The sequence below is a fragment of the Rhodopseudomonas palustris BisB18 genome (genome assembly GCF_000013745.1).
In the GTDB taxonomy this organism is placed as follows: domain Bacteria; phylum Pseudomonadota; class Alphaproteobacteria; order Rhizobiales; family Xanthobacteraceae; genus Rhodopseudomonas_A; species Rhodopseudomonas_A palustris_F.
The window spans coordinates 871,265-894,097 of record NC_007925.1 but is presented as its reverse complement, the minus strand read 5'-3'; the positions used below and the strand labels follow the sequence as shown (position 1 = coordinate 894,097).

Sequence of the window (22,833 nt, the reverse complement as noted above, 5' to 3'; positions counted from 1 at the left end):
GGCGCAACGGCGCGCGCTCGCCGGCTCGCGCCATCGCAATCGAGAGTGAAGATGGATCTGACCACGCTGCTGTTCAGCTTCAACGGCCGCATCAACCGCGCGAAGTACTGGCTCGCCGTCTCGATCTACGTTGCCGCCTGGATCGCATTCGCCGGCATCGCCTTGCTGGTGATCGGCGACCTCAACAAGGACGATCGTTTCGCCTTCGCCGGCACCGGCATCGTGCTGTGGCTGGGCGGCGTGTTGCTGTTCCTGATCGGCGTCTGGTCGGGCCTCGCGGTCGGCATCAAACGGCTGCACGACCGCGACAAGAGCGCCTGGTGGCTGCTGTTGTTCTGGCTCGGGCCGAGCCTGCTCGGCGGCGGCAGCCGCACCGTGCTGCATGGCGGCAGCAGCCTCGTCTCGTCGTTGCTGAGTGCCGCGATCTCGATCTGGGCGTTCGTCGAATTAGGTTGCCTGCGCGGCACGCCAGGCCCGAACCTTTATGGGCCGGATCCGCTCGCCCCCCCGGAGTACTGATGCCTTCCAACGCAACCGACGCCCTCGCCATCGCCCAGGACCTGCTGCGCTGCCCGTCGGTGACCCCCGCCGACGCCGGCGCGCTCGGCGTGCTGGAGCGCCTGCTACATGCGGCCGGCTTCGCGGTGCACCGTGTGACCTTCAGCGAGCCCGGCACCGCCGATATCGACAATCTCTACGCCCGGATCGGCACCACGGCGCCGCATATCTGCTTCGCCGGCCACACCGACGTGGTGCCGCCCGGCGACGAAGCGGCGTGGTCGCACGATGCGTTTGCCGGCGAGGTGCACGACGGGCTGTTGTACGGCCGCGGTGCGGTCGACATGAAGGGCGGCATTGCCTGCAGCGTCGCCGCGGTGCTGCAGCATCTGGCGACGCATGGCGGCCAGCCGCACGAGTCAGGCCAAGGCTCGATCTCGTTTCTGATCACCGGCGACGAGGAAGACGTCGCGGTCAACGGCACCGTCAAGCTGCTGCAATGGGCGGCGGCGCGCGGCGAGACATTCGATCATTGCGTGCTCGGCGAGCCGAGCAATGTCGAGGCGCTCGGCGACACCATCAAGATCGGCCGCCGCGGCTCGTTGTCCGGCACGCTGATCGTCGACGGCGTGCAGGGCCACGTCGCCTATCCGCATCGCGCGTCCAATCCGGTGCCGGATATCGCAGCCCTAATCGTGGCGCTCGGCGCCGAGCCGCTCGATGCCGGCACCGACACCTTCCAGCCGTCGAATCTGGAATTCACCTCGGTCGACGTCGGCAATCCGGCGACCAATGTGATCCCGGCGCAGGCCCGCGCCAAGTTCAACATCCGCTTCAACGACCGGCATAGCGCCGAGAGCCTGCAGACGCTGATCGAAGCCCGCGTGCAAGCCGCCTGCGGCAACCGGATCCGCGCCCGCATCGACTGGCAGCCGTCCAATGCCGGCGCCTTCGTCACCAAGCCGGGTGCCTTCACCGATCTGGTGGCGGCGGCGATCGAGGACGTCACCGGGCGCAAGCCCGAACTCAACACCGGCGGCGGCACTTCGGATGCGCGCTTCATCACGCATTACTGCCCGGTGATCGAATTCGGCCTGGTCGGCCAGACCATGCACAAGATCGACGAACGCACCCCGGTCGCCGATCTGGAAACGCTGACGCAAATCTATCGCGGCGTGCTGCAGCGATACTTCGCCTGAACGGGAGGCATTCCGGCGAGAGTCTGTAGCCCGGATGAAGCGAAGCGAAATCCGGGTCGGAACGCCCCAACCAGCCTCGTGCTCTGCGTCGGCGCGGCCCCGGATTTCGCTTCGCTCATCCGGGCTACGGCTTTGTCATTCCGGGGCGCGAAGCGGCGATAGCCGTAAGTGAACCCGGAATCTTGCTCCGCTATGACGCGCCAGGTGCACGCTGCAAGATTCCGGGTTCGCTCGGCCTTTCGGCCTCGCGCCCCGGAATGACCGGTGTACGGCGCGTGTTGGAGCGTCATTTCGCCTGAGCGGGAGGCATTCCGGGCGAGCGTCTGTAGCCCGGATGAAGCGAAGCGAAATCCGGGTCGGAACGCCCCAACCAGCCTCGTGCTCTGCGTCGGCGCGGCCCCGGATGTCGCTTCGCTCATCCGGGCTACGGCTTTGTCATTCCGGGGCGCGAAGCGGCGATAGCCGTAAGTGAACCGGAATCTTGCTCCGCGATGACGCGCCAGATGCACGCTGCAAGATTCCGGGTTCGCTCGGCCTTTCGGCCTCGCGCCCCGGAATGACCGGTGTACGGCGCGTGTTGGAGCGTCATTTCGCCTGAACGGGAGGCATTCCGGGCGAGCGTCTGTAGCCCGGATGAAGCGAAGCGAAATCCGGGTCGGAACGACCCAACCAGCCTCGTGCTCTGCGTCGGCGCGGCCCCGGATTTCGCTTCGCTCATCCGGGCTACGGCTTTGTCAACGCCGCCTCAATAATCCACCTTCACCAAATACAGCCCGTCCGGCGGCGCCACCGGGCCGCAGGCGGTGCGGCGGCGCGCCGCCAGCGCCGCGGCGAGATCGTCGGCGCTCCAGCGGCCCTCGCCGACCCACACCAATGATCCGACCATCGAGCGCACCTGGCTGTGCAGGAACGAGCGCGCCGAGGTGATAATCGACACGTTGTCGCCGTCGCGGATCACGTCGAGCTGATCGAGCGTCTTGTCCGGCGACTTGGCCTGACATTCGGTGTCGCGAAACGTGGTGAAGTCGTGCTTGCCGACCAGCCGCTGCGCGGCCGCGTGCATGGCGTCAGTATCGAGTCGTCGCGGCAGCCGCCACACCTTGCCGATCTGCAGCGCCAGATTGGCGCGGCGGTTGCTGATCCGATAGACGTAGTGCCGTTTGATCGCCGAGAACCGCGCCTCGAAGTCATCCGGCACGATCTCGGCGCTGAGCACGCCGATCGGATGCGGCCGCAGATGCGCGTTCAAGCCGTCGCGCAGCCGGCCCGGCGCGAACTCTTTGGCGATGTCGCAATGCGCCACCTGCGCCAGCGCGTGCACGCCGGCGTCGGTGCGGCCGGCGCCGTTGACGCGGACGAACTTGCCGCAGATCGCCTTGACCGCGGTCTCCAGCGCGCCCTGCACCGAGGGGCCGTTGTCCTGGATCTGCCAGCCGCAATACGGCGCGCCGTCATATTCGATGATGAGCTTGTAGCGCGGCATGTTTGGCGACGATCCTGGCAATGCGCGCCGTCATCCTGAGGTGCGAAGCCGCGCTTGCGGCGAGCCTCGAAGGATGACGGCTGAGAGGAATAACGAGGGGCCGTCGCCCTTCGAGACGCCCGCCTGTGGGCGGGCTCCTCAGGGTGACGGCGCGCAAAACAGGCTAGCACACCGCCAGCGGCGGCTGCAGCGGCGTGCCGCGCAAAAAATCCTGCGCCTGCATCGGCTGCTTGCCGGCGCGCTGCAATTGCAGGATGCGGATCGCGCCGTCGCCACAGGCGATCGCGAGGCGATCGTCGAGCAGCGTGCCCGGTTCGCCGGAGCCTTTCGCGAGCTCACAGCGCAAGATCTTCACCCGCACCGCTTCGCCCTCGATCGGCAATTCGCACCAGGCGCCGGGGAACGGCGACAGCCCGTGGATATGGCGCAGCACGGCGTGCGCCGGCTTGGCCCAGTCGATCCGCGCCTCGGCCTTGTCGATCTTGGCGGCGTAGGTCACGCCCTGCTCGGGCTGCTTGGTGAAGGTGAGTTCGCCGCGCTCTAGCTGCGCCATCGCCTCGACCATCAGCTCGGCGCCGAGCGGCGCCAGCGCGTCGTGCAGGTCGGAAGCGGTCATCGCATCGGTGAGCGCAATGCGTCCGGTCAACGCCACGTCGCCGGTGTCGAGGCCGATGTCCATCTTCATCACCATCACGCCGGCTTCTGGATCGCCGGCCATGATGGCGCGGTTGATCGGCGCGGCGCCGCGCCAGCGCGGCAGCAACGAGCCGTGCAAATTGAAGCAGCCAAATGTCGGCGCGTCGAGGATCGGCTGCGGCAGGATCATGCCATAGGCCACCACCACCGCGGCGTCGGCCTGAAACGCAGCGAATTCCGCCGCGGCCTCGGGCGTCCGCAGCGTCTTCGGCGTCAGCACTGGGATGCCGAGCCGCTCCGCCTCCTGCGCCACCGGGGTCGGCTGCAGCTTCATGCCGCGGCCGGAGGGTTTCGCCTCGCGGCTATAGACCGCGACGATCTGGTGGCCGGCGGCGGCGAGCGTGCGCAGCGTCGGCACCGCGAAATCCGGGGTGCCCATGAAAATCAGGCGAAGCGGCATGGAAGCAGAGTCCTGCGGTCGTTCAAATTTCGAACGGATTGATAACGGTCAGGCCGAGGCCGTCAAAGCCATATCTGTCGCGGGTGGCGACGGCGGCTTGGTGCGCGAGCGCAATCGCCGCGATCATGCAGTCCACGATGCCGATCGGCCGTCCCGCCGATTGGCGCTGCGCCGCGATCCGTCCATAGATTGTCGCCGCGGCAGCGTCGAATGGAAGGATGTGGTCGAAGAACGTCTCGCTCTCCAGTCGGGCAGCCCACGCCAGCAGCGTCTGACGCTGCACGCCGGCGTCCAGCCGTTCGATGCCGAAGCGGATCTCAGCCAACACGGGCGCGCAAATAAAAAGCGCGTCGGCCGGCTGGGTGTCGAGCCAATCGCGGACCCCGAGGTTCGGCTTCGGCCGGAGACCTTCGGAGACCACATTGGTGTCGAGAACGATCACGAGAAGTCCGGGGCCTCGCTGGCCGTCTCCGGGATTTCGCAATCCAGATCGACGCGATGCTCGGGCGGCACCAGTCCAAATAGCTCGCTGCCCAGTCGGCGCGGCGTTTCACCAGCGGCGAGCCCGCGCTGAATCAGCAATTTCGCAGCATCCGACAGACTTGTGTCGGTCTCCTGCGCCTGCCTTTCGATGCGGCGCTTCAGCTCGGGATCGATGTCGCGGATCAGCAGGTCGGCCATCGGCGCCTCCATTGATATCAACGATATCAAACCAGCGCCTACCGGTCAAAAGCCGTCAGACGTATTTGATGCCCCGTTTGGCGGCCTTCTCGAACTTGCGCATCACCATCGCGCGCTTCAGCTTGGAGATGTGATCGACGAACAAGACGCCGTTGAGGTGGTCGATCTCGTGCTGGATGCAGGTGGCGAACAGCCCGTCGGCGTCCTCCTCCTTCACATTGCCGTCGAGGTCGGTGTAGCGGATCCGCACCTGCTTCGGCCGCTCGACCTCGGCGTAATATTCCGGGATCGACAGGCAGCCTTCCTCATAGACGTTCATCTCCTCGGACGCCGAAATCACCTCCGGGTTGATGAAGGCGCGCGGCTCGGTCAGGCTGTTGCCCTCCTTGCGGACCAGATCCATGGTGATCAGCCGCACCGGCTGCGCCACCTGGATCGCCGCAAGGCCGATGCCCGGCGCCTCATACATGGTCTCGAACATGTCGTCGGCAAGCCGGCGCACCTCGGCGCTGACCGTCTCGACCGGCTTGGAGATCAAGCGGAGCTGCTTGTCTGGTATGATGATGATTTCGCGCAGGGCCATAGCGGCGATTTAATCTGCGATGCCGCGCCGGTCAATCGGGGTGCGGCTGCCACTTTAGCCGCCACGGCGCGGATCGAGCCGGGCAAGATCGTTAAGTCGGCGTTAACCATGACCGTTAACCCGGGGTTAACCATGAAACTTAACCGCCGGTTAAGCATAACTGTTCTTCCTTCGTTCTCATACCGGATGTAGTCTGCTAGACTGGCCGCATGAACGATATCCTGTTCACTGTTGGCGAAATGCCGTTCAGCGTCGGTGCGGCGGGGATCGGCTTTGCGGCGGCGGCGTTGCTGCTGCTCGTCGTCATCGCCGTCATCATTGCCCGCGGTCTCGGAACCGGCAGCGCGGCGGCGATGGCGCAGGCCGCCCGCGCCGACGAGCTGGAATATCGGCTGGCCGAGATGATGCGGGCGCAGCACGAGGCGAGCGGCCGGGTCGCGGCGATGGGCCAGGCGTTGGCCGGCCGGCAGGCCGAAATGGCACGCGCGGTCAGCGAGCGGCTGGATTCGGTGACGCACCGGGTCGGCCAGTCGATGGAGCACACCACCCGCCACACCCTGAACAGCCTGCGGGTGCTGCACGAGCGGCTCGGCATCATCGACGACGCCCATCACAACCTTACCGAACTCACCGCGCAGGTGACGACGCTGCGCGACGTGCTGTCGAACAAGCAGTCGCGCGGCGCGTTCGGCCAGGCGCGGATGGAAGCGATCGTCGCCGACGGCATGCCGAAGGGCGCCTACGCGTTTCAATACACGCTATCCAGCGGCAAGCGGCCGGACTGCGTAGTGTTCCTGCCGGACCAGCGCCCGTTATGCATCGACGCCAAATTTCCGCTGGAAGCGATCACCGCGTTGCACGATGCCCGCTCCGAGGAGGCGCGGCGCGCCGCATCGCAACGGCTGCGCAACGACGTGCTGCGCCACGTCACCGACATCGCGGAGAAGTATCTGATCCCCGGCGAGACCCAGGACACCGCGCTGATGTTCGTGCCGTCGGAATCGGTCTATGCCGAAATCCACGAGCGCTTCGACGACGTGATCCAGAAGGCCTACCGCGCCCGCATCGTGCTGGTGTCGCCGTCGCTGCTGATGCTGGCGATCCAGCTGATGCAGCAGATCTTGAAGGACGCCCGGATGCGCGACGCCGCCGACCAAATCCGCACCGAGGTGATGAATCTGGGCGACGATCTGAGTCGGCTGCGCGATCGCGTGCTGAAGCTGCAGACCCATTTCGGCCAGGTCAACGAGGACGTCCGCCAGATCCTGATTTCCGCCGACAAGATCGAACGCCGTGCCGGTCGGATCGAGGAGCTGGATTTCAGCAGCCACGACGCGCCGCCCGGTGCGACGGTCGCGCCAGCGTCCCAGCCGGCGCGGCCCGACCTGTTCGCCATGCCGCGGCGCGAATTGCAGGCCGGCGAGTAGCCGGGCCACGACCTGGTTGTCGCTCCGGTTTCGGCCGGTTCCTTCGGTTATGCGCGGTGCGATGCTTCCTTCCGGCCGGCGCTGTGCCATATTGAGGCGGCAACCACCTCGCCCGACAACGAATGGTGACACCAACAATGGCGCAAGGCTCCCACTCTGCGATCGACGTCGCGTTCAACAAGCTGTCGTCGCCGCGGATCTTTTTGATCCGAATGCTGGTGTTTCTGGTGCTTTGCGGGCTGCTGCTGGTGGTGCTGTACAAGCAGATCATCGTCGCCTTCTTCGCCAATCCCGGGCTCAACGCGCTGATCGGGGCGGTGCTGCTGATCGGCATCGTGCTGTCGTTCCGCCAGGTGATTCGGCTCTATCCGGAGGTCGCGTGGGTCAATAATTTCCGCATCGCCGATCCGGGGCTGGCGCTGGCGCAGCGGCCGACCCTGCTGGCGCCGATGGCGGCGATCCTCGGCGGCGAACGCAGCGGCCGGATGTCGATCTCGCAGCAGACCATGCGGCATCTGCTCGACTCGATCGCCACCAGGCTGGATGAGGCCCGCGACATCTCGCGCTACATGACCGGGCTGTTGGTGTTTCTCGGCCTGCTCGGCACCTTCTGGGGGCTGATCGAAACCGTCGGCTCGGTCGGCAAGGTGATCGAGGGCTTGAAGGTCGGCGGCGACGCCGGCTCGTTGTTCGACACGCTGAAGGAAGGCCTCGCCGCACCGCTCGGGGGCATGGGCATCTCGTTCTCCTCGTCGCTGTTCGGGCTCGCCGGCTCGCTGATCCTCGGCTTCCTCGATCTGCAATCCAGCCAGGCGCAGAACCGGTTCTACACCGACCTCGAGGACTGGCTCGCCTCCACGGTGCGCGAATATGTCGGCGACGGCGCCGGCACCGCGGTCGGAGCCGCTGCCGGCGGCGCCGACTTGCAGGGCGCGATCGAGCGGCTGCGCCGAGCGTTCGAAGACGGCTCCAGCCGCGGCACCACCGCGGCGATGGCCAACCTCGCCGACGCGATCCAGAGCCTGGTCGCGCATATGCGCAGCGAACAGCAACTGATCCGCGAATGGGCCGACGGCCAGGGCGAGCAGAACCGCGAGATCAAGGCGCTGCTGCAGCACCTCGCGCGGCAACCGGAGAAGAGTTAGTGCCCTATCGCGCGGCAGTCATAGCAGAGCGTGCCCCGGACGCAGCGCAGTGCGCCGCTCTGGCGGCGTGCTGCGCTGCAGAGCCGGGGCCGTTACGACGGCAGCATCTGGGACGGTCCCGGCTCGCAAAGCACCGCAACAGCGCTGCTCCGCGTCCGGGACACAAGGGAGCCACCTGAATGTCCCTCGCCCGCGGACGACGCAACGATCCCGGCTTCAACTACTGGCCCGGTTTTGTCGACGCGCTGTCGACGCTGGTGCTGGCGATCGTGTTCCTGCTGTCGGTGTTCCTGGTGGTGCAGTTCTTCCTGTCGCAGGAGGTCACCGGCAAGGACAAGGCGCTGCAAGAGCTCAACGCCAAGCTGGCGCAGCTCAACGACCTGTTGTCGCTGGAGAAGCTCGGCAAGCTCAATCTCGAGGACCAGCTGTCGCAACTGCGCGCCGGACTGGCGTCGTCGGAGTCCGAGCGCGACCGCATCAAGGGATTGTATGACGGCCTCGCCGGCGCCGGCAACGATGCCGCCGGCCGCGCCGGCGAACTCAACAAGGCGCTGGATTCCGAGAAACAGCTCTCGGCCCGGGCCTTGGCCCAGGTCGAGGTGCTGAACCAGCAGATCTCGGCGCTGCGCCGCCAGCTCGCAGCACTCGAAGCGGCGCTCGATGCCTCGGAGCAACGCGGCAAGGAATCGCAGAGCCGGATCGCCGATCTCGGTCAGCGGCTCAACGTGGCGTTGGCGCAGCGGGTGCAGGAATTGTCGCGCTACCGCTCGGAATTCTTCGGACGACTGCGCGCGATCCTCGGCAACCGGCCGGACATCCGCATCGTCGGCGACCGCTTCGTGTTCGAATCGGAAGTGTTCTTCGATACCGGACAGGCGCAGCTCAAGCCCGAGGGCCGCGCCGAGCTCGACAAGCTGGCGTCAGCGCTGATCGATCTCGACAAGAAGATCCCGGCGGAAATCGCCTGGGTGCTGCGGGTCGACGGCCATACCGACGTCCGCCCGATCACCGGCGCGTTCAAGTCGAACTGGGAATTGTCGAGCGGCCGGGCGATTTCGGTGGTGCAGTATCTGGTCTCGCTCGGCGTGCCGCCGCAGCGGCTGGTCGCCGCCGGCTTCGGTGAATTCCAGCCGCTCGACGTCGCGGCGACCGAGGAGGCGTATAAGCGTAACCGCCGCATCGAATTGAAGCTGACGGAGCGCTGAGCAATGACGCAAGGCTTTCGGTTGCGGCGCTATCAGGCCGTCGACGAGGACGCCTCGATCGCGCTGTGGCTCAAAACCTGGCAACTGGCCTATCCGTCGATCGACTTCGCCAAGCGGCTCGACTGGTGGCGCGCGCGCTGGCGCAACGAGTTGGTGCCTAACGCCAGCATCGTGGTGGCGGAGCAGGCCGACGAGATGACCGGCTTCGTCACCATCGATGGCGGCGGTTACCTCGATCAGCTGGTGGTGGCGCCGGAGCAATGGGGCAGCGGCCTCGCCGCCGCATTGGTCGATGAGGCGAAGCGGCTGTCGCCCACAGGCGTCACGCTGAAGGTCAACGCCGACAATTTCCGCGCCATCAAGTTCTATCAGCGCAACGGCTTCGTCACCACCGGCGAGGAGCTCAACGCCTCGGGCCGCGCGGTGCTGAACCTGGCGTGGACGCCGTAACCTTCCCCCTCCGGTCCGAAACTGTTAGTCTTGCGGCATGACCAAGCTGCTCGATCAGGCCGTGGAGGCGGCGCGAAAGCTTCCGTCCAACGTTCAGGACGACATCGCCCGCGTCGTGCTGCAGCTTGCGGGAGATGCGTCGGAGCCGGTTGCGCTGTCTCCCGACGAGCGCGCCGCAATCACCGCATCAAAGGCCGCCGCGGCGCGCGGCGACGTCGCCACCGACGAGCAGGTCCAGGCGGTCTGGGCCAAACACCAGCTATTCGAGCGGCAGGAGTAGCGACCGCCCTTCTTCCTTCTCCCCTGCTGGGAGAGGGAAGAGGTCACGCCACCTCGAACTGCAGCCGGGCGAGGCGGGCGTAGAGCCCGCCGGCGGCGGCGAGCTGGGCGTGGGTGCCCTGCTCGATGATCTTGCCCTGCTCCATCACCACGATGCGGTCGCAGGACAGCACGGTGGCCAGCCGATGCGCGATCACCACCGTGGTGCGGTGGCGCATCAATTCTTCCAGCGCGGTCTGCACCAGAGTTTCGCTCTCGGCGTCGAGCGACGAGGTCGCTTCATCCAGCAGCAGCAACGGCGCGTCGCGCAGGATGGCACGGGCGATGGCGATGCGCTGGCGCTGGCCGCCGGACAGCGTCACGCCGCGCTCGCCGAGCTGGGTTTCGAAGCCCAGCGGCAGCCGGTGGATGAATTCGGTGGCGTGGGCCTGCTCGGCGGCGCGCTCGACTTCGGCGTCGGTGGCGTCGGGGCGGCCGAACCGGATGTTGTCGCGCGCGGTGGCGGCGAAGATCACCGAGTCCTGCGGCACCAGCGCGATGCGTTCGCGCAACTGCTGCGGATCGGCGCTGGCGATCGGCACGCCGTCGAGCGAGACCTTGCCGGAGGAGGGATCGTAGAACCGCAGCAGCAGATGGAACAGCGTGCTCTTGCCGGCGCCGGAGGGGCCGACGATCGCCACCTTCTCGCCGGCGCGGACCGACAGCGACACGCCGTCGAGCGCCAGCGTATCCGGACGCATCGGATAGGCGAAGCTGACCTTGTCGAACACCACGTCGCCGCGCGGCGGGACCGGAAACGCACGCGGCGATGCCGGCGCCGCAATGTCCGGCTTGACCCGCAAAATTTCGAACAATCGTTCCGCGGCGCCGGATGCGCCGGCGACTTCGCCCCACACTTCGCTGAGCTGGCCGAGACCGGCGGCGGCGAACGCCGCATACATCACGAACTGACTGAGCCGGCCGGCGCTGATCTCGCCCGACACCACGTCGTGCGAGCCGACCCACAGGATCGCCACCACGCTGGAGAACACGATGAAGATAATGATCGCGGTCAGCACCGCGCGGGCGCCGGTCGAACTGCGCGCCGCTTCGTAGGCCTGCTCGACCTCGCGGCCGAACCGCGCGTTCGACAGCCCCTCATTGGTATAGGCCTGCACGGTGCGGATCGAGGACACCAGCTCGGAGGCATAGGCCGAGGCGTCGGCCAAAGTATCCTGGGCGTTGCGCGACAGCCGGCGCACCCAGCGGCCGAACCCGACCAGCGGCAGCACGATCAAGGGGATCGCCGCCAACACGAAGCCGGAGAGCCGCGGGCTGGAAATCACCATCATCGACGCCGCGCCGATGAACAGCATCATGTTGCGCAGCGCGATCGACACCGAGGCGCCGACCGCGGATTTGATCTGGGTGGTGTCGGCGGTGAGCCGCGATACCAGTTCGCCGCTGCGCGCCGAATCGAAGAACGACGGCGACAGCCTCGTGAGGTGCGCGAACACGTCGTGGCGCAGATCGGCGACGATGCGCTCGCCGATCGTCATCACCAAGTAGTAACGCGCCGCGCTGGCCATCGCCAGCACCGCGACGATCAGCACCATCACCAGGAAGTAACTGTTGATCAGCGCGATGCCTTCGGGGCTGAAGCCGAAATCGATCAGCCGGCGCACCGCCAGCGGCACCAACAGCGTGGTCGCCGCGGCCACGGTCAGGGCCACGAAAGCGAAGGTGGCGCGCCAGCGATAGCGGTCGACGTAAGGCGCCAGCAGCAGCAGCGGCCGCAGCCGGCCGTGCTTGGCCGCCGGCTTGGCCGCGGCGTCGGTGAGCGGCTCAGCCTTCGGCGCCGGGCGCCCCGCCGGGATGACTTTTTCGCTCTCTGCGATCGCCTCCAGCGACAGCGCGATCACTGTGCCTTTTGACTTGGTGTCGGGCCGGACCTTTTGGATCATCGATGTTTACCGCCGCGTCACTTCGAAGGATTGTAAATAGACGTGGGCAAGGCTGCTGGCAAATCCGGTGAATACCTTGTCTTGACAGCCGTGGTGCGATATAGGAACGCGGAAATCCACCCCTCAATTAGCCGTGTTGCGGGCCCCGAGGCCCCGAAGGATCATTCATGAAAGCCGAAATTCACCCGAACTATCATAGCATTACGGTGGTCATGACCGACGGCACGGAATACGTGACGCGCTCCACCTGGGGCAACGAGGGCGACAAGCTGAACCTCGACATCGACTCCAAGTCGCATCCGGCCTGGACCGGCGGCCAGCAGCAGATGCTCGATCGCGGCGGTCGGGTGTCCCGGTTCCAGAAGAAATTTTCCGGCTTCCTCAAGAAGGATTGAGGCGGCAACGCCTCAGCTCTCTGCGAGATTCAAAACGCTCCTGTTCACGCAGGGGCGTTTTTGTTGCGATCTGAGCCCGCCGCACGCCCGCGGGCGCGACAGGCTGCCGCAGCCGGTTACCTTGAATCCGCCTCCGTTGTTCCCGACGCTCAAGTTCCAGTCGGAGCTTGCGCGGGGGCGCACCGGATCAATGCCGAACATCGCCAACCATCCGCGCAAGCTTCCGCGTCAGGCGCGGTCGCTTGCCACAGTCGGGGTCATCCTCGACGCCACCGCGCTGCTGCTGGTCGACGAGGGTTACGACAAGACCACCACCAACCGCATCGCCGAGCGCGCCGGTGTCAGCATCGGCTCGCTGTACCAGTATTTTCCCAACCGCGAAGCGGTGGTCGCGGCGGTCGCGCAGCGCGTCGAGGCCGAAACCTCCGGGCCGCTTTGGCAAATTTTGTCGGATACGCGCGGACAGGATCTGCGCGGCGAGCTCAAGTTGATCGTAAGCACGTCGATCAACTCTTTCGCCGAGGCTTTGCCGTTGAAGCGGATCCTGCTGCAGGCAACGTCGATGCCCGCGACTGCGCAATGGTCCGCCGCCGTTTTCCAGAATCGGCTAACCGTTCTCCGGGCGTTCTTCCATGCCCACGCCGGCGAACTGCGCGAGGGATTCAATAGCGAAGCTGCGAGCTTGTTGATTCCCAGGATGACCAGATCGGCCATCGATGCCGCGATCCTGTCGCGCCCGGCGGCGCTGGTCAATGGCGAGCTGGAGCACGAGCTCACCACGATGCTGACGTCCTACCTGGTCGACGACCGTCGGACCGGCGCCTGGCGCACACCGAGGTCGAACGAGTAGGCCACGCCGAGCCCATAGGTGATCGGTCGGGCCAGCCAGGGGCGTTTTTGTTGGATCTCGACCCGCCGCACGCCCGCGGGCGCGACAGGCTGCCGCAGCCCGTTACCTTGAATCCGCCTCCGTTGTTCCCGACGCTCAAGTTCCAGTCGGAGTTTGCGCGGGGGCGCACCGGATCAATGCCGAACATCGCCAACCATCCGCGCAAGCTTCCGCGTCAGGCGCGGTCGCTTGCCACGGTCGGGGTCATCCTCGACGCCACCGCGCTGCTGCTGGTCGACGAGGGTTACGACAAGACCACCACCAACCGCATCGCCGAGCGCGCCGGTGTCAGCATCGGCTCGCTGTACCAGTATTTTCCCAACCGCGAAGCGGTGGTCGCGGCGGTCGCGCAGCGCGTCGAGGCCGCCATCTCCGAACCGCTCTGGTTGGCGTTGTCGCAGCGGCACGAAAGCGACCTGCGCAGCGAGATCACGCTCGGGTTGCGCAAGTCGATCGGCAGCCACGCCCGGGTGCTGCCGCTGCTGCAGATCTTGCTGGAGCTGTCCTCGCCGCCAGCGGCGGAAACCGCCCCGGCGTTCCGCGAGCGGCAGCTCATTCTCCGCAATTGTCTCAACGCCCACGCCAGCGAACTGCGCAGCGACTTCGACGTCGAGGCCGCCAGCTTCATCATTCCCAGAATTGTCGGGTCGGCGATCGACGCGGCCATTCTGTTGCGACCGGCCACGCTCGCCAATGGCGATCTGGAGCGCGCACTCAACGAGATGCTGTCGTATTACCTGATCGGCGGGCGCTGAGCGCGCGGCCGGCGCGCCGGTTAGAGCATTTTCGGTTAGGATTGAATCGTCCCACCAAAATGTCGTCGTCATTCCGGATTGCGAGTTCGAAGAACGAGCAAGTCCGGAATTCATGTTTGAGTTTGCGACAACCTCATTCTGGCACAAAGCGATGCCGTAGGGGGCCGTCCACACCATCATACTCCCGGCGGTGGTTATGAATTCCGGGCTCGCTCGCAGCTGACGCTGCTAGCGCCCCGGAATGACGGCCAGGACTCTTGAACCGCATCAGCCCTAACCGAAAATGCTCTAGCGCACACCGACGTCGAACGAATAGGCCACGCCGAGCCCATAGGTGATCTGGTCGGTGGAGCCGCGGAACGTCACCAGCGGGCTATCGGCGACGCTGCCCAGCAATTTGTCGTATTCGACATAGCCCCGCAACTCCCATTGCGCATTGAGCTTGTAACGCACTTGCGCGCCGGCGCCGACCGCGTTGGAGCCGCCCTTCGCGTCATAAGCGGGCAGCCCCGACGCCAGCGCCTCGCTATTGCTGATGCCGAAATAGGTGTTGGCGTATTTCGCGTCGGTCAGCGTGTAGCGCGGGCCCGCCGAGAGCGAGATGCGCTCGTTCAGCGGCACGATCACATCGGCGGAAAAATCCGCCACGATGCCTTCATGACCGCCGAAGCCGCGGCGCACTTCGGAGCGCACCCGCAACCAGTCGAACGCGTAATATTCGGCGAAGCCGCCGATTTCGACGGTGAATTTGACGTCGTTCAACCCGCGCAGTTCGTCGTGATCGCCGGCCTTGCGGGCGCTCTTGTAGGTGCCGACCGGACCGGCGCGAAACCCGCCGTAATCGATCAGGGCGAAGCTCGGATTGTCGCGCATGCTCTTGAACCGCTCGGGCGACCCGGCGCGGCGCACCGAGATGATCGGTTTCGGGCTCAGCATCCAACTGTCGGCACCGGGATAAGACGGTTTCATCGCTGCGCCGAGCCCCAGGGTGACCGTCCAGCCGCCGGAGGCCGAGGGCACGAACGGCACCGACGGCAGCATCACCAGGGGATCGGCGGCGATGGCCGCCGACGGAAATGACAGCGCAGCGAGGGCCGACCAGAACATACGTGAGGCGGACATTGCATTCCTTGCGTCGATCGAGGGCTGAAAGCTCGATGGGAGCGCGACATCGCGGCAGCCCATCGCTGCAGCGGCCGCATGGCGCGGCCTCCGCAACTGCTCGAAGATACCGGCGTCGGCAGCGGATCGAAACTCGCGTTCCCGGCGACGCAAGCGCGCGGCGGCGGGCTCGCTAAGCGGCTTCGCTGCTGGCGTTTTCAGGTTGGTTGGAGCCGTGTTCAGGCCGCCACGCTCGCATTCGGCAATGGCGAGGCGAAAGGCTGAGCGATATCGCCCGCCGCGCGGAGCGCTCAGCAACCGCCGAGCTGCGGCCCCTGCTGCTGGTCGCGGTCGGCTGGGGCGGCGGCGGCTATCTTATCGCACGAGGCGGCATCTGCCCGGGGACGGGCAGCCTGATCCATGCGGTCCGCGGCCGGACGATTTACCGCTCGAACGCCGCCTTCAGCCGATTGAGATGCGGCACCAGCGGGTTGCCGATCGGGGCGCGATCCGAACCATCGGCGTGCATGGTGGTGTCGAGCCGCCGCACCTTGTCCTGCAGCAGCATCGAGCGCGCGATCAGCTCCTGCAGATGTTCCGGCAGTTTCTCGATCATCTCGGCCGGGCCGGGCTCGGCGGCGCTGAGCTTGACCTTGGTCTTTTCGCGGTTGGCCTGGCTCAGCGTCATTTCGCCTTCCTTCACCGCACGATGCAGCAACAGCCAGGAGGCGAGCTGCATCAGCCGCGTGGTGAGCCGCATGCTTTCCGTCGCGTAGGTCAGGCTCACCGAGCGGTCCAGCGCCTTCGCCTCGGTGCGGCCGACACCGTCCAGATAGGACGCGGTTTCCTCGACCAGATCCATCCCATCGCGGAACAGCGTGCTGAACGCGGCGGAATTGGTGAGCCGCTCGCTGAAGTGAACGAGAGCGGAGTTGCCCTGCATAGATTCCGACATGTTAACGCCTCACGCAACCTGTTACGTCCCCGGCTTGTTTGGCCAGCCGGTTATGATGAACAAATCATTGCGCGCCGGCGGGGCAGAGTCCAGCCGCGTCGCCTGCAAGGGTTAACAGCACGTCCCCCGCCCCGCACAAACCCGGGCCCAAAAAAAGAGCCGCCGTTGCCGGCGGCTTTGAAGTTGATAACAGGGAGGCGTCAAAGCAGAGTGGACAGGAGCCACTCGGCGTCCAAAGATGGACAATCAGAGTAATACGCTGGAAAGCTTAATATCGCGTAAATGAGCGGTTTTGTTGAGGTTTGATTAGCGCGCTGGCGGGAACTCGCGCGGCCACGCGCCGGGTTCCCGCTGCGGTCCGCTGTTACCGCGTGGTCTTGAAGATGCGATCCGCGGCGTCGCGGGTCGCCCGTTTCATCGTCAGCGCCGCCTGCAGCCGGTCGATCTCCGCGGTGAGCAGCGCGATGCGCTCGCCGAGTTCCTCCACCGACAGCAGCGACAGATCCTGTCCGATCTCGTGATTGTGTTTCTTCTTCGGCTTGTCGTCGTCCTCGATCGCCATCGGCTTTGCCCCAGGTTTGCGTGATCCGGCACGGTTGCCAGTCCGGCAACGGCTGTCTAATCCTAGCCGATCTTCTGCCACCCCACCCGCCTCACGAGGACAAATCATGGAACCGATCCCTTCGCAAATGACCGTGATCGGAATCAGCAAGCCGGGCGGGCCGGAGGTGCTGCTGCCGGAGACCCGCCCGGTTCCCACGCCCGGGCCGGGCGAAATCCTGGTCAAGGTGCAGGCTGCAGGCGTCAACCGGCCCGACGTGGCGCAGCGCGCCGGGGTCTATCCGCCGCCGCCCGGCGCCAGCGATCTGCCGGGGCTGGAGGTCGCCGGACAAGTGGTCGGGCTCGGCGAGGGCGCCAGCCGCCACAAGCTCGGCGACAGCGTGATGTCGCTGGTCGCCGGCGGCGGCTATGCCCCCTATTGCATCGCCCAGGATGCCCAGGCGATGGCGGTGCCGATCGGGCTGTCGATCATCGAGGCCGGCGCCACGCCGGAAACCCTGATGACGGTGTGGCACAACGTGTTCGAGCGCGGCGGCCTCAAGCCCGGCGAAACCCTGCTGATCCACGGCGGCTCCTCCGGCATCGGCACCATGGCGATCCAGCTGGCCAAGGCGTTCGGCTCCAAAGTGATCGTCACCGTCGGCTCCAACGACAAGGCCGCGGCCTGCGTCAAGATCGGCGCCGACCGCGCCATCGACTACAAGGCGGAGGATTTCGTCGCCATCGTCAAGGAGTTCACCGAGGGCCACGGCGCCGACGTGATCCTCGACATGGTCGGCGGCGACTACATCGAGAAGAACTACGACGCCGCCGCGATCGACGGCCGGATCGTGCAGATCGCGTTTCTTCACGGGCCGAAGGCCACGGTGAATTTCGTCAAGCTGATGATGAAGCGGTTGCAGCACACCGGCTCGACGCTGCGGCCGCGCAGCAACGCCGACAAGGCCGCAATGGTCGCCGCGATCGAAGCCAAGGTGCTGCCGCTCTTTGCGGCGGGCCAAGTCAAGCCCCTGATCGACGGCACATTCCCGCTCGCCGAGGCGGCCGAAGCGCACCGGCGGATGGAATCCAGCCAACATATCGGCAAAATTGTGTTGACGCTGTGAGTCCCGACGACCTCCGGAAAGCCTTTGAAAGTCCTCACATTCATGTCATTTATCGCGCGTCAGAACCGCACACGGGTGCGCGCGACATGACCACCAACGCGGAGACTCGACATTGCGTCTGATCAGGTGCCTCGCGCTCGCCGCGCTGGGCTTCATGATGATTGCGGCCGGCTCGCCGGCGAACGCCCTCGACGCGGTCAGCGTCCGCGGTGACGCGCCCGCGATCGATCTCACCGCGGTGCTCGATCATCAGCGCAGCGAGGGCGACCGCATTCAGGTTTCCACCGCGCCCGGCACCGACGGCATCGTCCGCCGCATCGAGGTGCGCGCCCGCGAGGGCGGCCAGAACTGGGTGGTGTTCGCGCTGGCGAATAACACCGACGACCAGCTCGACCGCCTGATCGTCGCGCCGCATTACCGCATCGTCTCGTCCGGGCTGTTCTGGCCCGATCTCGGACTGTCCCGCATCGCCACCGTGACGCCGTCGACCGGTGACCGGCCGGAGCGCCAGGATTCCCCCACCGCCGACGTGTTCCGGGTCACACTGGATCCCGGCGCGGTGATCACCTTCGTCGCCGAGCTACGCACCGACAAGCTGCCGCAGCTCTATCTGTGGGAACCGGAAGCCTACAAGGACAAGGTCAACTCGTTCACGCTGTATCAGGGCATCGTGATCGGCATCTCCGGACTGCTGGCGCTGGTGCTGACCATCCTGTTCGTGGTCAAGGGCAGCATCATGTTCCCCGCCGCCGCGGCCCTGGCCTGGGCGGTGCTGGTCTATATCGGGGTGGATTTCGGATTCTGGGGCAAGGTGCTGGACATGTCGTCGGGCGCCGAGCGGGTGTGGCGCGCCTCCGGCGAAGCCATCCTGGCCGCGACGCTGTTGGTGTTTCTGTTCGCCTATCTCAATCTCAGCCGCTGGCACGTGCGCTATTCGCACATCACGCTGGGCTGGCTCGCCTTCCTGGGATCGCTGGTGGCGCTGGCGCTGTTCGATCCGGCGGTGGCGTCTGGCATCGCGCGGATGTCGCTGGTGCTGATCGCCTTCGCCGGCTTCGCGCTGATCCTGTATCTGTCGACCCACGGCTTCGACCGCGCGGTGCTGCTGATCCCGACCTGGTTCCTGCTGGTGGTCTGGGTGATCGCGGCCGGCATGGCGGTCGCGGGCAGCGTCACCAACGACATCGTCGGACCGGCGCTGCTCGGCGGTCTGGTGCTGATCGTGATGCTGATCGGCTTCACGGTGATGCAGCACGCCTTCGCGGGCGGCAGCGCGCCGACCGGCGTGGTCTCCGATATCGAGCGCCGCGCGCTGGCGCTGACCGGCTCCGGCGACCTGATCTGGGATTGGGACGTCTCCGCCGACAAGGTGTTCACCAGCCCGGAGACCGAGACCCTGCTCGGGCTGAAGCGCGGCACGCTGGAAGGTTCCGCGGCGAAATGGCTGGAAGTGCTGCATCCGCTCGATCAGGACCGGTTTCGCGCCGCGCTCGACAGCGTGCTGGATCAGCGCCGCGGCCGGCTCACCCAGGACTTCCGGCTGCGCACCCCGGACGGCCGCTTCATGTGGTTCGCGCTGAAGGCGCGCCCGGTGGTCGGCTCCGACGGCGAAGTCTCGCGCGTGGTCGGCACGCTGACCGACGTCACCGAGATCAAGAACGCCGAAGAGCGCATGCTGCACGACTCGGTGCACGACAACCTCACCGGGCTGCCGAACCGCAAGCTGTTCATCGACCGGCTCAACGCGGTGGCGAATTTCGCCAAGGCGATGCCGAACCTGCGGCCGACGCTGATGGTGATCGACCTCGACCGCTTCAAGCAGGTCAACGATTCGGTCGGCATCGCGGTCGGCGATTCGATCCTGCTGACGCTGGCGCGCCGGCTGACCCGGATCCTGAAGCCGCAGGACACCTTGGCGCGGCTCGCCGGCGACCAGTTCGGCCTGATCCTGATGTCGGAGCAGGACCCCGCCAAGATCACCGCCTTCGCCGAGACCATCCGCAAGACCATCCGCGCGCCGATCGCCTTCAACGACCGCGAGATCTTCCTCACCGCCTCGATCGGCCTGGCTTTGAGCGATCCGCAGACCCAGCTCACCGACGAGATCATCAAGGACGCCGAGCTGGCGATGTATCACTCGAAGCGGATCGGCGGCGACCGCATCGACGTCTACAAGCCGGTGATGCGGGCGCGCAAGACCGACCGGCTGACGCTGGAATCCGAATTGCGCCGCGCCATCGAGCGCCAGGAAATCACCATCCTGTATCAGCCGATCGTGCGGCTGGAAGATCGCTCGATCGCCGGCTTCGAAGCCTTGGCGCGCTGGGATCATCCCAAGCTCGGCCGGATGTCGCCGTCGGAATTCATCTCGATCGCCGAGGAGATCGGCCTGATCGTCGACCTCGGCATGTTCGTGATGGACCAGACCGCCAAGCAGCTGGCGATCTGGCAGCGGGCGATGCGCTCGCGCGAGCCGATCTTCGCCAGCGTCAACGTCTCCTCGCGGCAATTGCTGCGGCACGATCTGTTGCACGACATCCGCACCGTGCTGTCGCGCTCGACGGTGGCGCGCGGCACCTTGAAGCTGGAACTCACCGAATCGCTGGTGATGGAAAATCCGGAACACGCAGCCCAAATGCTGCATCGGATCCGCGAGCTCGGCACCGGGCTGTCGCTCGACGATTTCGGCACCGGGCATTCCTCGCTGGCCTATCTGCAGCGCTTCCCGTTCGACACCATCAAGATCGACCAGTCGTTCGTCCGCACCACCAGCCGCGGCACCCGCCCGGTGATCCTGAAATCGATCATCGCGCTGGCGCACGATCTCGGCATGGACGTGGTGGCGGAAGGTGCGGAGACCGATTCCGACGCGGTGGAGCTGTACCAGCTCGGCTGCGAATACGCCCAGGGCTTCGCCTTCGGCGAGCCGATGGACGCCGACGCCGCGATGAAGCTTCTGACCGAAGAACGGCTGGCCGAGGCGAGCTGAGGCCGTTTGTGTTCAGGGGTGTAACATGGGTGTCCGGAAAATCGACAAGGACCATATCGCTCATGACGAAGATTGGTTCGGCAACAACGCAGCGTTCTCCTGCCCGCTGTGCAGAAAGGTCTTTTTCGTTAGCGGGCATTTGCATCCCGAAGGAAAGCGCATCTGTCCGCGTTGCGAAGACTCAACAGGTTATGTCGTCGGCGGCAAAGATTCCGGTGGGTCAGCTCGAATTGAATGGCCCAATTCGAAGATCTCTTGAAGCTTAATGCCTCACTTCGTGCGCTGCTGATCCGGGGCCGTAACGGACCGCAGTATTCGTAACGGTCCCGGTTCTGCGGGGCAGCGCTACGCGCTGCGCCGCGCCCGGGACACGAGGCACGCCTCAGGCATGCCCGGCTTCGTTCGACAGCATCCCGGGCTCGATGCCGATCTTGTGCAGCGCGCGGGAATATTTCGCCTCGATGTCGCCGCCGAAGATCAGGTCGGCGTCGGCCGGGCAATGCAGCCAGCCGTTGCCCTGGATTTCGGTCTCCAGCTGGCCCGGCGCCCAGCCGGCGTAGCCCAGCGCCAGAATCGCGTGTTTCGGCCCGGCGCCGCGCGCGATCGCCCGCAAAATATCCACGGTGGCGGTCAGACAAATACCTTCATCGATCGGTAGCGTGGCGTCCTTGATGAAGAAGTCGCTCGAATGCAGCACGAATCCACGTCCGGTCTCGACCGGCCCGCCCTTCAGGACTTTCATGGTTTCGGCGTTTTCCGGCAGCTTGATCTGGTCGGCCTTGTCGATGATCTCGAGCTGCACCAACAATTCGGGGAAATCGATGCTGCCGGCCGGCCGGTTGACGATGATGCCCATGGCACCTTCCGAAGAATGCGCGCAGACATAGATCACCGAGCGGGCGAAGCGTTCGTCCTCCATCACCGGCATCGCGATCAGCAATTGGCCGTCGAGATAGCGACGCCCGGAGGCATCGTCGGCCCCCTTGGTTTCGTCGCGTTTCGGCGCTTTCGATTTGGGGTCCATCAGCTAGGCATTCTCATTTTGTCCCACATCCTGATATTGGGTGGCAGCCGTGTCAATCAAGCCGTGGTCGGGTCCCCGGCCGCCGTGTCACATCCAGTTCCGTGGTTCGAGGCCGGTCCGGTCTCTAAAGACGTCAGATGAGCGCTATGGTTCCGTTCCGCAGGGTGTTGCTCGCCGCGGCCGCCTTGGCGGCCTGCCTGATCGGCGAGGTCAGGGCCGAAGACAGTTCACCATGGGTCAGTGACAGCCATTCGGCGGTTCGGCTGTTGGCGGGCTCGCGGTCGGGCGCGGTGCTGCTCGGCGGCATCGCGATCCAGCTCGAGCCGGGATGGAAAACCTATTGGCGCGCGCCGGGGGATTCCGGGGTGCCGCCGCGGTTCGATTTCAGCAAATCCGAGAATGTCGAGGCGGTGACGATCCTGTGGCCGGCGCCGACCCGGTTCGACGACGGCGCCGGTGGCACTTCGCTCGGCTACAAGAAACAGGTGGTGCTGCCGCTGCGCATCGTCGCCAAGAACGCCGACAAGCCGGTGACGCTGCGCGCCACCGTGAGCTACGCGGTGTGCGAGAAGCTCTGCGTGCCGGTCGAGGCCAGCCCCGAACTCGCCTTTGTCAGCGTCGCCAGCACCCAGGACGCCACGCTGTCGGCGGCGCTCGACACCGTGCCGGTGCCCGCCAATGTCGGCGATCCGCATCCGGTGACGGTGCGCGACGTCAAGCGCGAGGGGCAATCGGTGATCGTCGACGTCACCACGCCGGACTTCACCGCGGTCGATCTGTTCGTCGAAGGCCCGACTCCGGAGTGGTCGCTGCCGGTGCCGAAGCGGATCGACCCCGGCCCCGCGGGCGTGAAGCGGTTCGAATTCGCGCTCGAAGGCCTGCCGCCCGGCGTCAAGCCCGACGGCGCGGCGCTGAAGCTCACTTTGGTCGGCGCCGAACGCTCCTACGAATACAACGTCAATCTTGAGTAGCGACCGTTTGAAATAGCGACGTCATTCCGGGGCGCGAGGCCGCAGGCCGAGCGAACCCGGAAACTCGCTGCAAGCAAAGCGCTGAACCACGTCGCGAG

Annotated in this window: 25 protein-coding genes; 15 read left to right on the top strand and 10 right to left on the bottom strand. The window is 65.9% G+C overall.

Annotated elements, in window-relative coordinates; translation table 11 throughout:
• Positions 1-51 precede the first annotated feature (51 nt).
• The gene (locus RPC_RS04080) at positions 52-519 is read left to right on the top strand and encodes a DUF805 domain-containing protein (protein ID WP_011471289.1); all 468 of its coding nucleotides are present in this window, start codon (positions 52-54) and stop codon (positions 517-519) included.
• Positions 519-1,697: a succinyl-diaminopimelate desuccinylase gene (gene dapE, locus RPC_RS04075; RefSeq protein WP_011471288.1), complete on the top strand. Its 1,179-nt coding sequence runs from the start codon at positions 519-521 to the stop codon at positions 1,695-1,697. The genes RPC_RS04080 and dapE overlap by 1 nt, the downstream gene beginning before the upstream one ends.
• A 745-nt stretch (positions 1,698-2,442) precedes the next feature.
• Here dapE and truA read toward each other — a convergent pair.
• The 5 genes from truA to def form a co-directional block, all read right to left on the bottom strand.
• A complete protein-coding gene (gene truA, locus RPC_RS04070; protein WP_011471286.1) occupies positions 2,443-3,180 on the bottom strand; it encodes a tRNA pseudouridine(38-40) synthase TruA in 738 nt (245 codons plus the stop codon).
• A gap of 163 nt (positions 3,181-3,343) precedes the next feature.
• Positions 3,344-4,276, bottom strand: coding sequence for a methionyl-tRNA formyltransferase (fmt, locus tag RPC_RS04065; RefSeq protein WP_011471285.1), 933 nt, complete (start codon positions 4,274-4,276; stop codon positions 3,344-3,346).
• Between the two features lie 22 nt (positions 4,277-4,298).
• Positions 4,299-4,718, bottom strand: coding sequence for a type II toxin-antitoxin system VapC family toxin (locus RPC_RS04060; RefSeq protein ID WP_011471284.1), 420 nt, complete (start codon positions 4,716-4,718; stop codon positions 4,299-4,301).
• A complete protein-coding gene (locus RPC_RS04055) occupies positions 4,715-4,957 on the bottom strand; it encodes a hypothetical protein (protein WP_011471283.1) in 243 nt (80 codons plus the stop codon). The genes RPC_RS04060 and RPC_RS04055 overlap by 4 nt, the downstream gene beginning before the upstream one ends.
• A gap of 55 nt (positions 4,958-5,012) precedes the next feature.
• The gene (def, locus tag RPC_RS04050) at positions 5,013-5,540 is read right to left on the bottom strand and encodes a peptide deformylase (protein WP_011471282.1); all 528 of its coding nucleotides are present in this window, start codon (positions 5,538-5,540) and stop codon (positions 5,013-5,015) included.
• Positions 5,541-5,749: 209 nt separating this feature from the next.
• On the opposite strand from def, the gene RPC_RS04045 reads away from it, so the two are divergent.
• The 5 genes from RPC_RS04045 (at position 5,750) to RPC_RS04025 (ending at position 10,047) form a co-directional block, all read left to right on the top strand.
• Positions 5,750-6,967: a DNA recombination protein RmuC gene (locus RPC_RS04045; RefSeq protein WP_011471281.1), complete on the top strand. Its 1,218-nt coding sequence runs from the start codon at positions 5,750-5,752 to the stop codon at positions 6,965-6,967.
• 137 nt (positions 6,968-7,104) lie between these two features.
• The gene (locus RPC_RS04040) at positions 7,105-8,112 is read left to right on the top strand and encodes a hypothetical protein (RefSeq protein ID WP_011471280.1); all 1,008 of its coding nucleotides are present in this window, start codon (positions 7,105-7,107) and stop codon (positions 8,110-8,112) included.
• 179 nt (positions 8,113-8,291) lie between these two features.
• Positions 8,292-9,317: a peptidoglycan -binding protein gene (locus tag RPC_RS04035; protein ID WP_011471279.1), complete on the top strand. Its 1,026-nt coding sequence runs from the start codon at positions 8,292-8,294 to the stop codon at positions 9,315-9,317.
• 3 nt (positions 9,318-9,320) lie between these two features.
• Positions 9,321-9,767, top strand: coding sequence for a GNAT family N-acetyltransferase (locus RPC_RS04030; protein WP_011471278.1), 447 nt, complete (start codon positions 9,321-9,323; stop codon positions 9,765-9,767).
• A 37-nt stretch (positions 9,768-9,804) separates the two neighbouring features.
• Positions 9,805-10,047, top strand: a complete 243-nt coding sequence (locus tag RPC_RS04025) for a hypothetical protein (protein WP_011471277.1) — start codon at positions 9,805-9,807, stop codon at positions 10,045-10,047.
• A gap of 43 nt (positions 10,048-10,090) precedes the next feature.
• Here the strand turns inward: RPC_RS04025 and RPC_RS04020 are convergent, their stop codons facing one another.
• Positions 10,091-11,989: an ABC transporter ATP-binding protein/permease gene (locus RPC_RS04020; RefSeq protein ID WP_011471276.1), complete on the bottom strand. Its 1,899-nt coding sequence runs from the start codon at positions 11,987-11,989 to the stop codon at positions 10,091-10,093.
• Between the two features lie 167 nt (positions 11,990-12,156).
• On the opposite strand from RPC_RS04020, the gene rpmE reads away from it, so the two are divergent.
• The 3 genes from rpmE to RPC_RS24925 all read left to right on the top strand — a co-directional run bounded on the left by rpmE (position 12,157) and on the right by RPC_RS24925 (position 14,028).
• Complete coding sequence (gene rpmE / locus RPC_RS04015) at positions 12,157-12,384, top strand: 50S ribosomal protein L31 (protein WP_011471275.1); 228 nt, start codon at positions 12,157-12,159, stop codon at positions 12,382-12,384.
• A gap of 190 nt (positions 12,385-12,574) precedes the next feature.
• Positions 12,575-13,234, top strand: coding sequence for a TetR/AcrR family transcriptional regulator (locus RPC_RS24930; protein WP_011471274.1), 660 nt, complete (start codon positions 12,575-12,577; stop codon positions 13,232-13,234).
• 176 nt (positions 13,235-13,410) lie between these two features.
• A complete protein-coding gene (locus RPC_RS24925; RefSeq protein WP_011471273.1) occupies positions 13,411-14,028 on the top strand; it encodes a TetR/AcrR family transcriptional regulator in 618 nt (205 codons plus the stop codon).
• Positions 14,029-14,316: 288 nt separating this feature from the next.
• Here RPC_RS24925 and RPC_RS04000 read toward each other — a convergent pair whose 3' ends face one another.
• Positions 14,317-15,150 carry a MipA/OmpV family protein gene (locus RPC_RS04000; RefSeq protein WP_011471272.1) on the bottom strand — a complete coding sequence of 278 codons (834 nt, stop codon included), beginning with the start codon at positions 15,148-15,150 and terminating at the stop codon, positions 14,317-14,319.
• A gap of 78 nt (positions 15,151-15,228) precedes the next feature.
• On the opposite strand from RPC_RS04000, the gene RPC_RS03995 reads away from it, so the two are divergent.
• Positions 15,229-15,414 carry a hypothetical protein gene (locus RPC_RS03995; RefSeq protein ID WP_041801371.1) on the top strand — a complete coding sequence of 62 codons (186 nt, stop codon included), beginning with the start codon at positions 15,229-15,231 and terminating at the stop codon, positions 15,412-15,414.
• A 157-nt stretch (positions 15,415-15,571) separates the two neighbouring features.
• Here the strand turns inward: RPC_RS03995 and RPC_RS03990 are convergent, their stop codons facing one another.
• Both RPC_RS03990 and RPC_RS03985 read right to left on the bottom strand, forming a co-directional pair.
• Positions 15,572-16,084 carry a DUF1465 family protein gene (locus RPC_RS03990; RefSeq protein WP_011471271.1) on the bottom strand — a complete coding sequence of 171 codons (513 nt, stop codon included), beginning with the start codon at positions 16,082-16,084 and terminating at the stop codon, positions 15,572-15,574.
• Between the two features lie 364 nt (positions 16,085-16,448).
• Positions 16,449-16,646 (bottom strand): DUF1192 domain-containing protein, encoded by a 198-nt coding sequence (locus tag RPC_RS03985; protein ID WP_011471270.1) that lies wholly within the window; start codon positions 16,644-16,646, stop codon positions 16,449-16,451.
• 106 nt (positions 16,647-16,752) lie between these two features.
• Between RPC_RS03985 and RPC_RS03980 the strand changes: the two genes are divergently transcribed.
• The 3 genes from RPC_RS03980 to RPC_RS25945 all read left to right on the top strand — a co-directional run bounded on the left by RPC_RS03980 (position 16,753) and on the right by RPC_RS25945 (position 20,999).
• Positions 16,753-17,751 (top strand): NAD(P)H-quinone oxidoreductase, encoded by a 999-nt coding sequence (locus RPC_RS03980; protein ID WP_011471269.1) that lies wholly within the window; start codon positions 16,753-16,755, stop codon positions 17,749-17,751.
• 112 nt (positions 17,752-17,863) lie between these two features.
• A complete protein-coding gene (locus RPC_RS03975; protein ID WP_011471268.1) occupies positions 17,864-20,740 on the top strand; it encodes an EAL domain-containing protein in 2,877 nt (958 codons plus the stop codon).
• Between the two features lie 25 nt (positions 20,741-20,765).
• Positions 20,766-20,999 (top strand): hypothetical protein, encoded by a 234-nt coding sequence (locus RPC_RS25945; RefSeq protein ID WP_157043124.1) that lies wholly within the window; start codon positions 20,766-20,768, stop codon positions 20,997-20,999.
• A gap of 123 nt (positions 21,000-21,122) precedes the next feature.
• On the opposite strand, the gene RPC_RS03970 is transcribed toward RPC_RS25945, so the two are convergent.
• The gene (locus tag RPC_RS03970; protein ID WP_011471267.1) at positions 21,123-21,764 is read right to left on the bottom strand and encodes a YqgE/AlgH family protein; all 642 of its coding nucleotides are present in this window, start codon (positions 21,762-21,764) and stop codon (positions 21,123-21,125) included.
• Between the two features lie 137 nt (positions 21,765-21,901).
• Here RPC_RS03970 and RPC_RS03965 point away from each other — a divergent pair, with 137 nt between their 5' ends.
• On the top strand, positions 21,902-22,735 hold the full coding sequence (locus RPC_RS03965; RefSeq protein WP_011471266.1) for a protein-disulfide reductase DsbD domain-containing protein: 834 nt from the start codon (positions 21,902-21,904) through the stop codon (positions 22,733-22,735).
• The last annotated feature ends 98 nt before the right edge of the window (positions 22,736-22,833 follow it).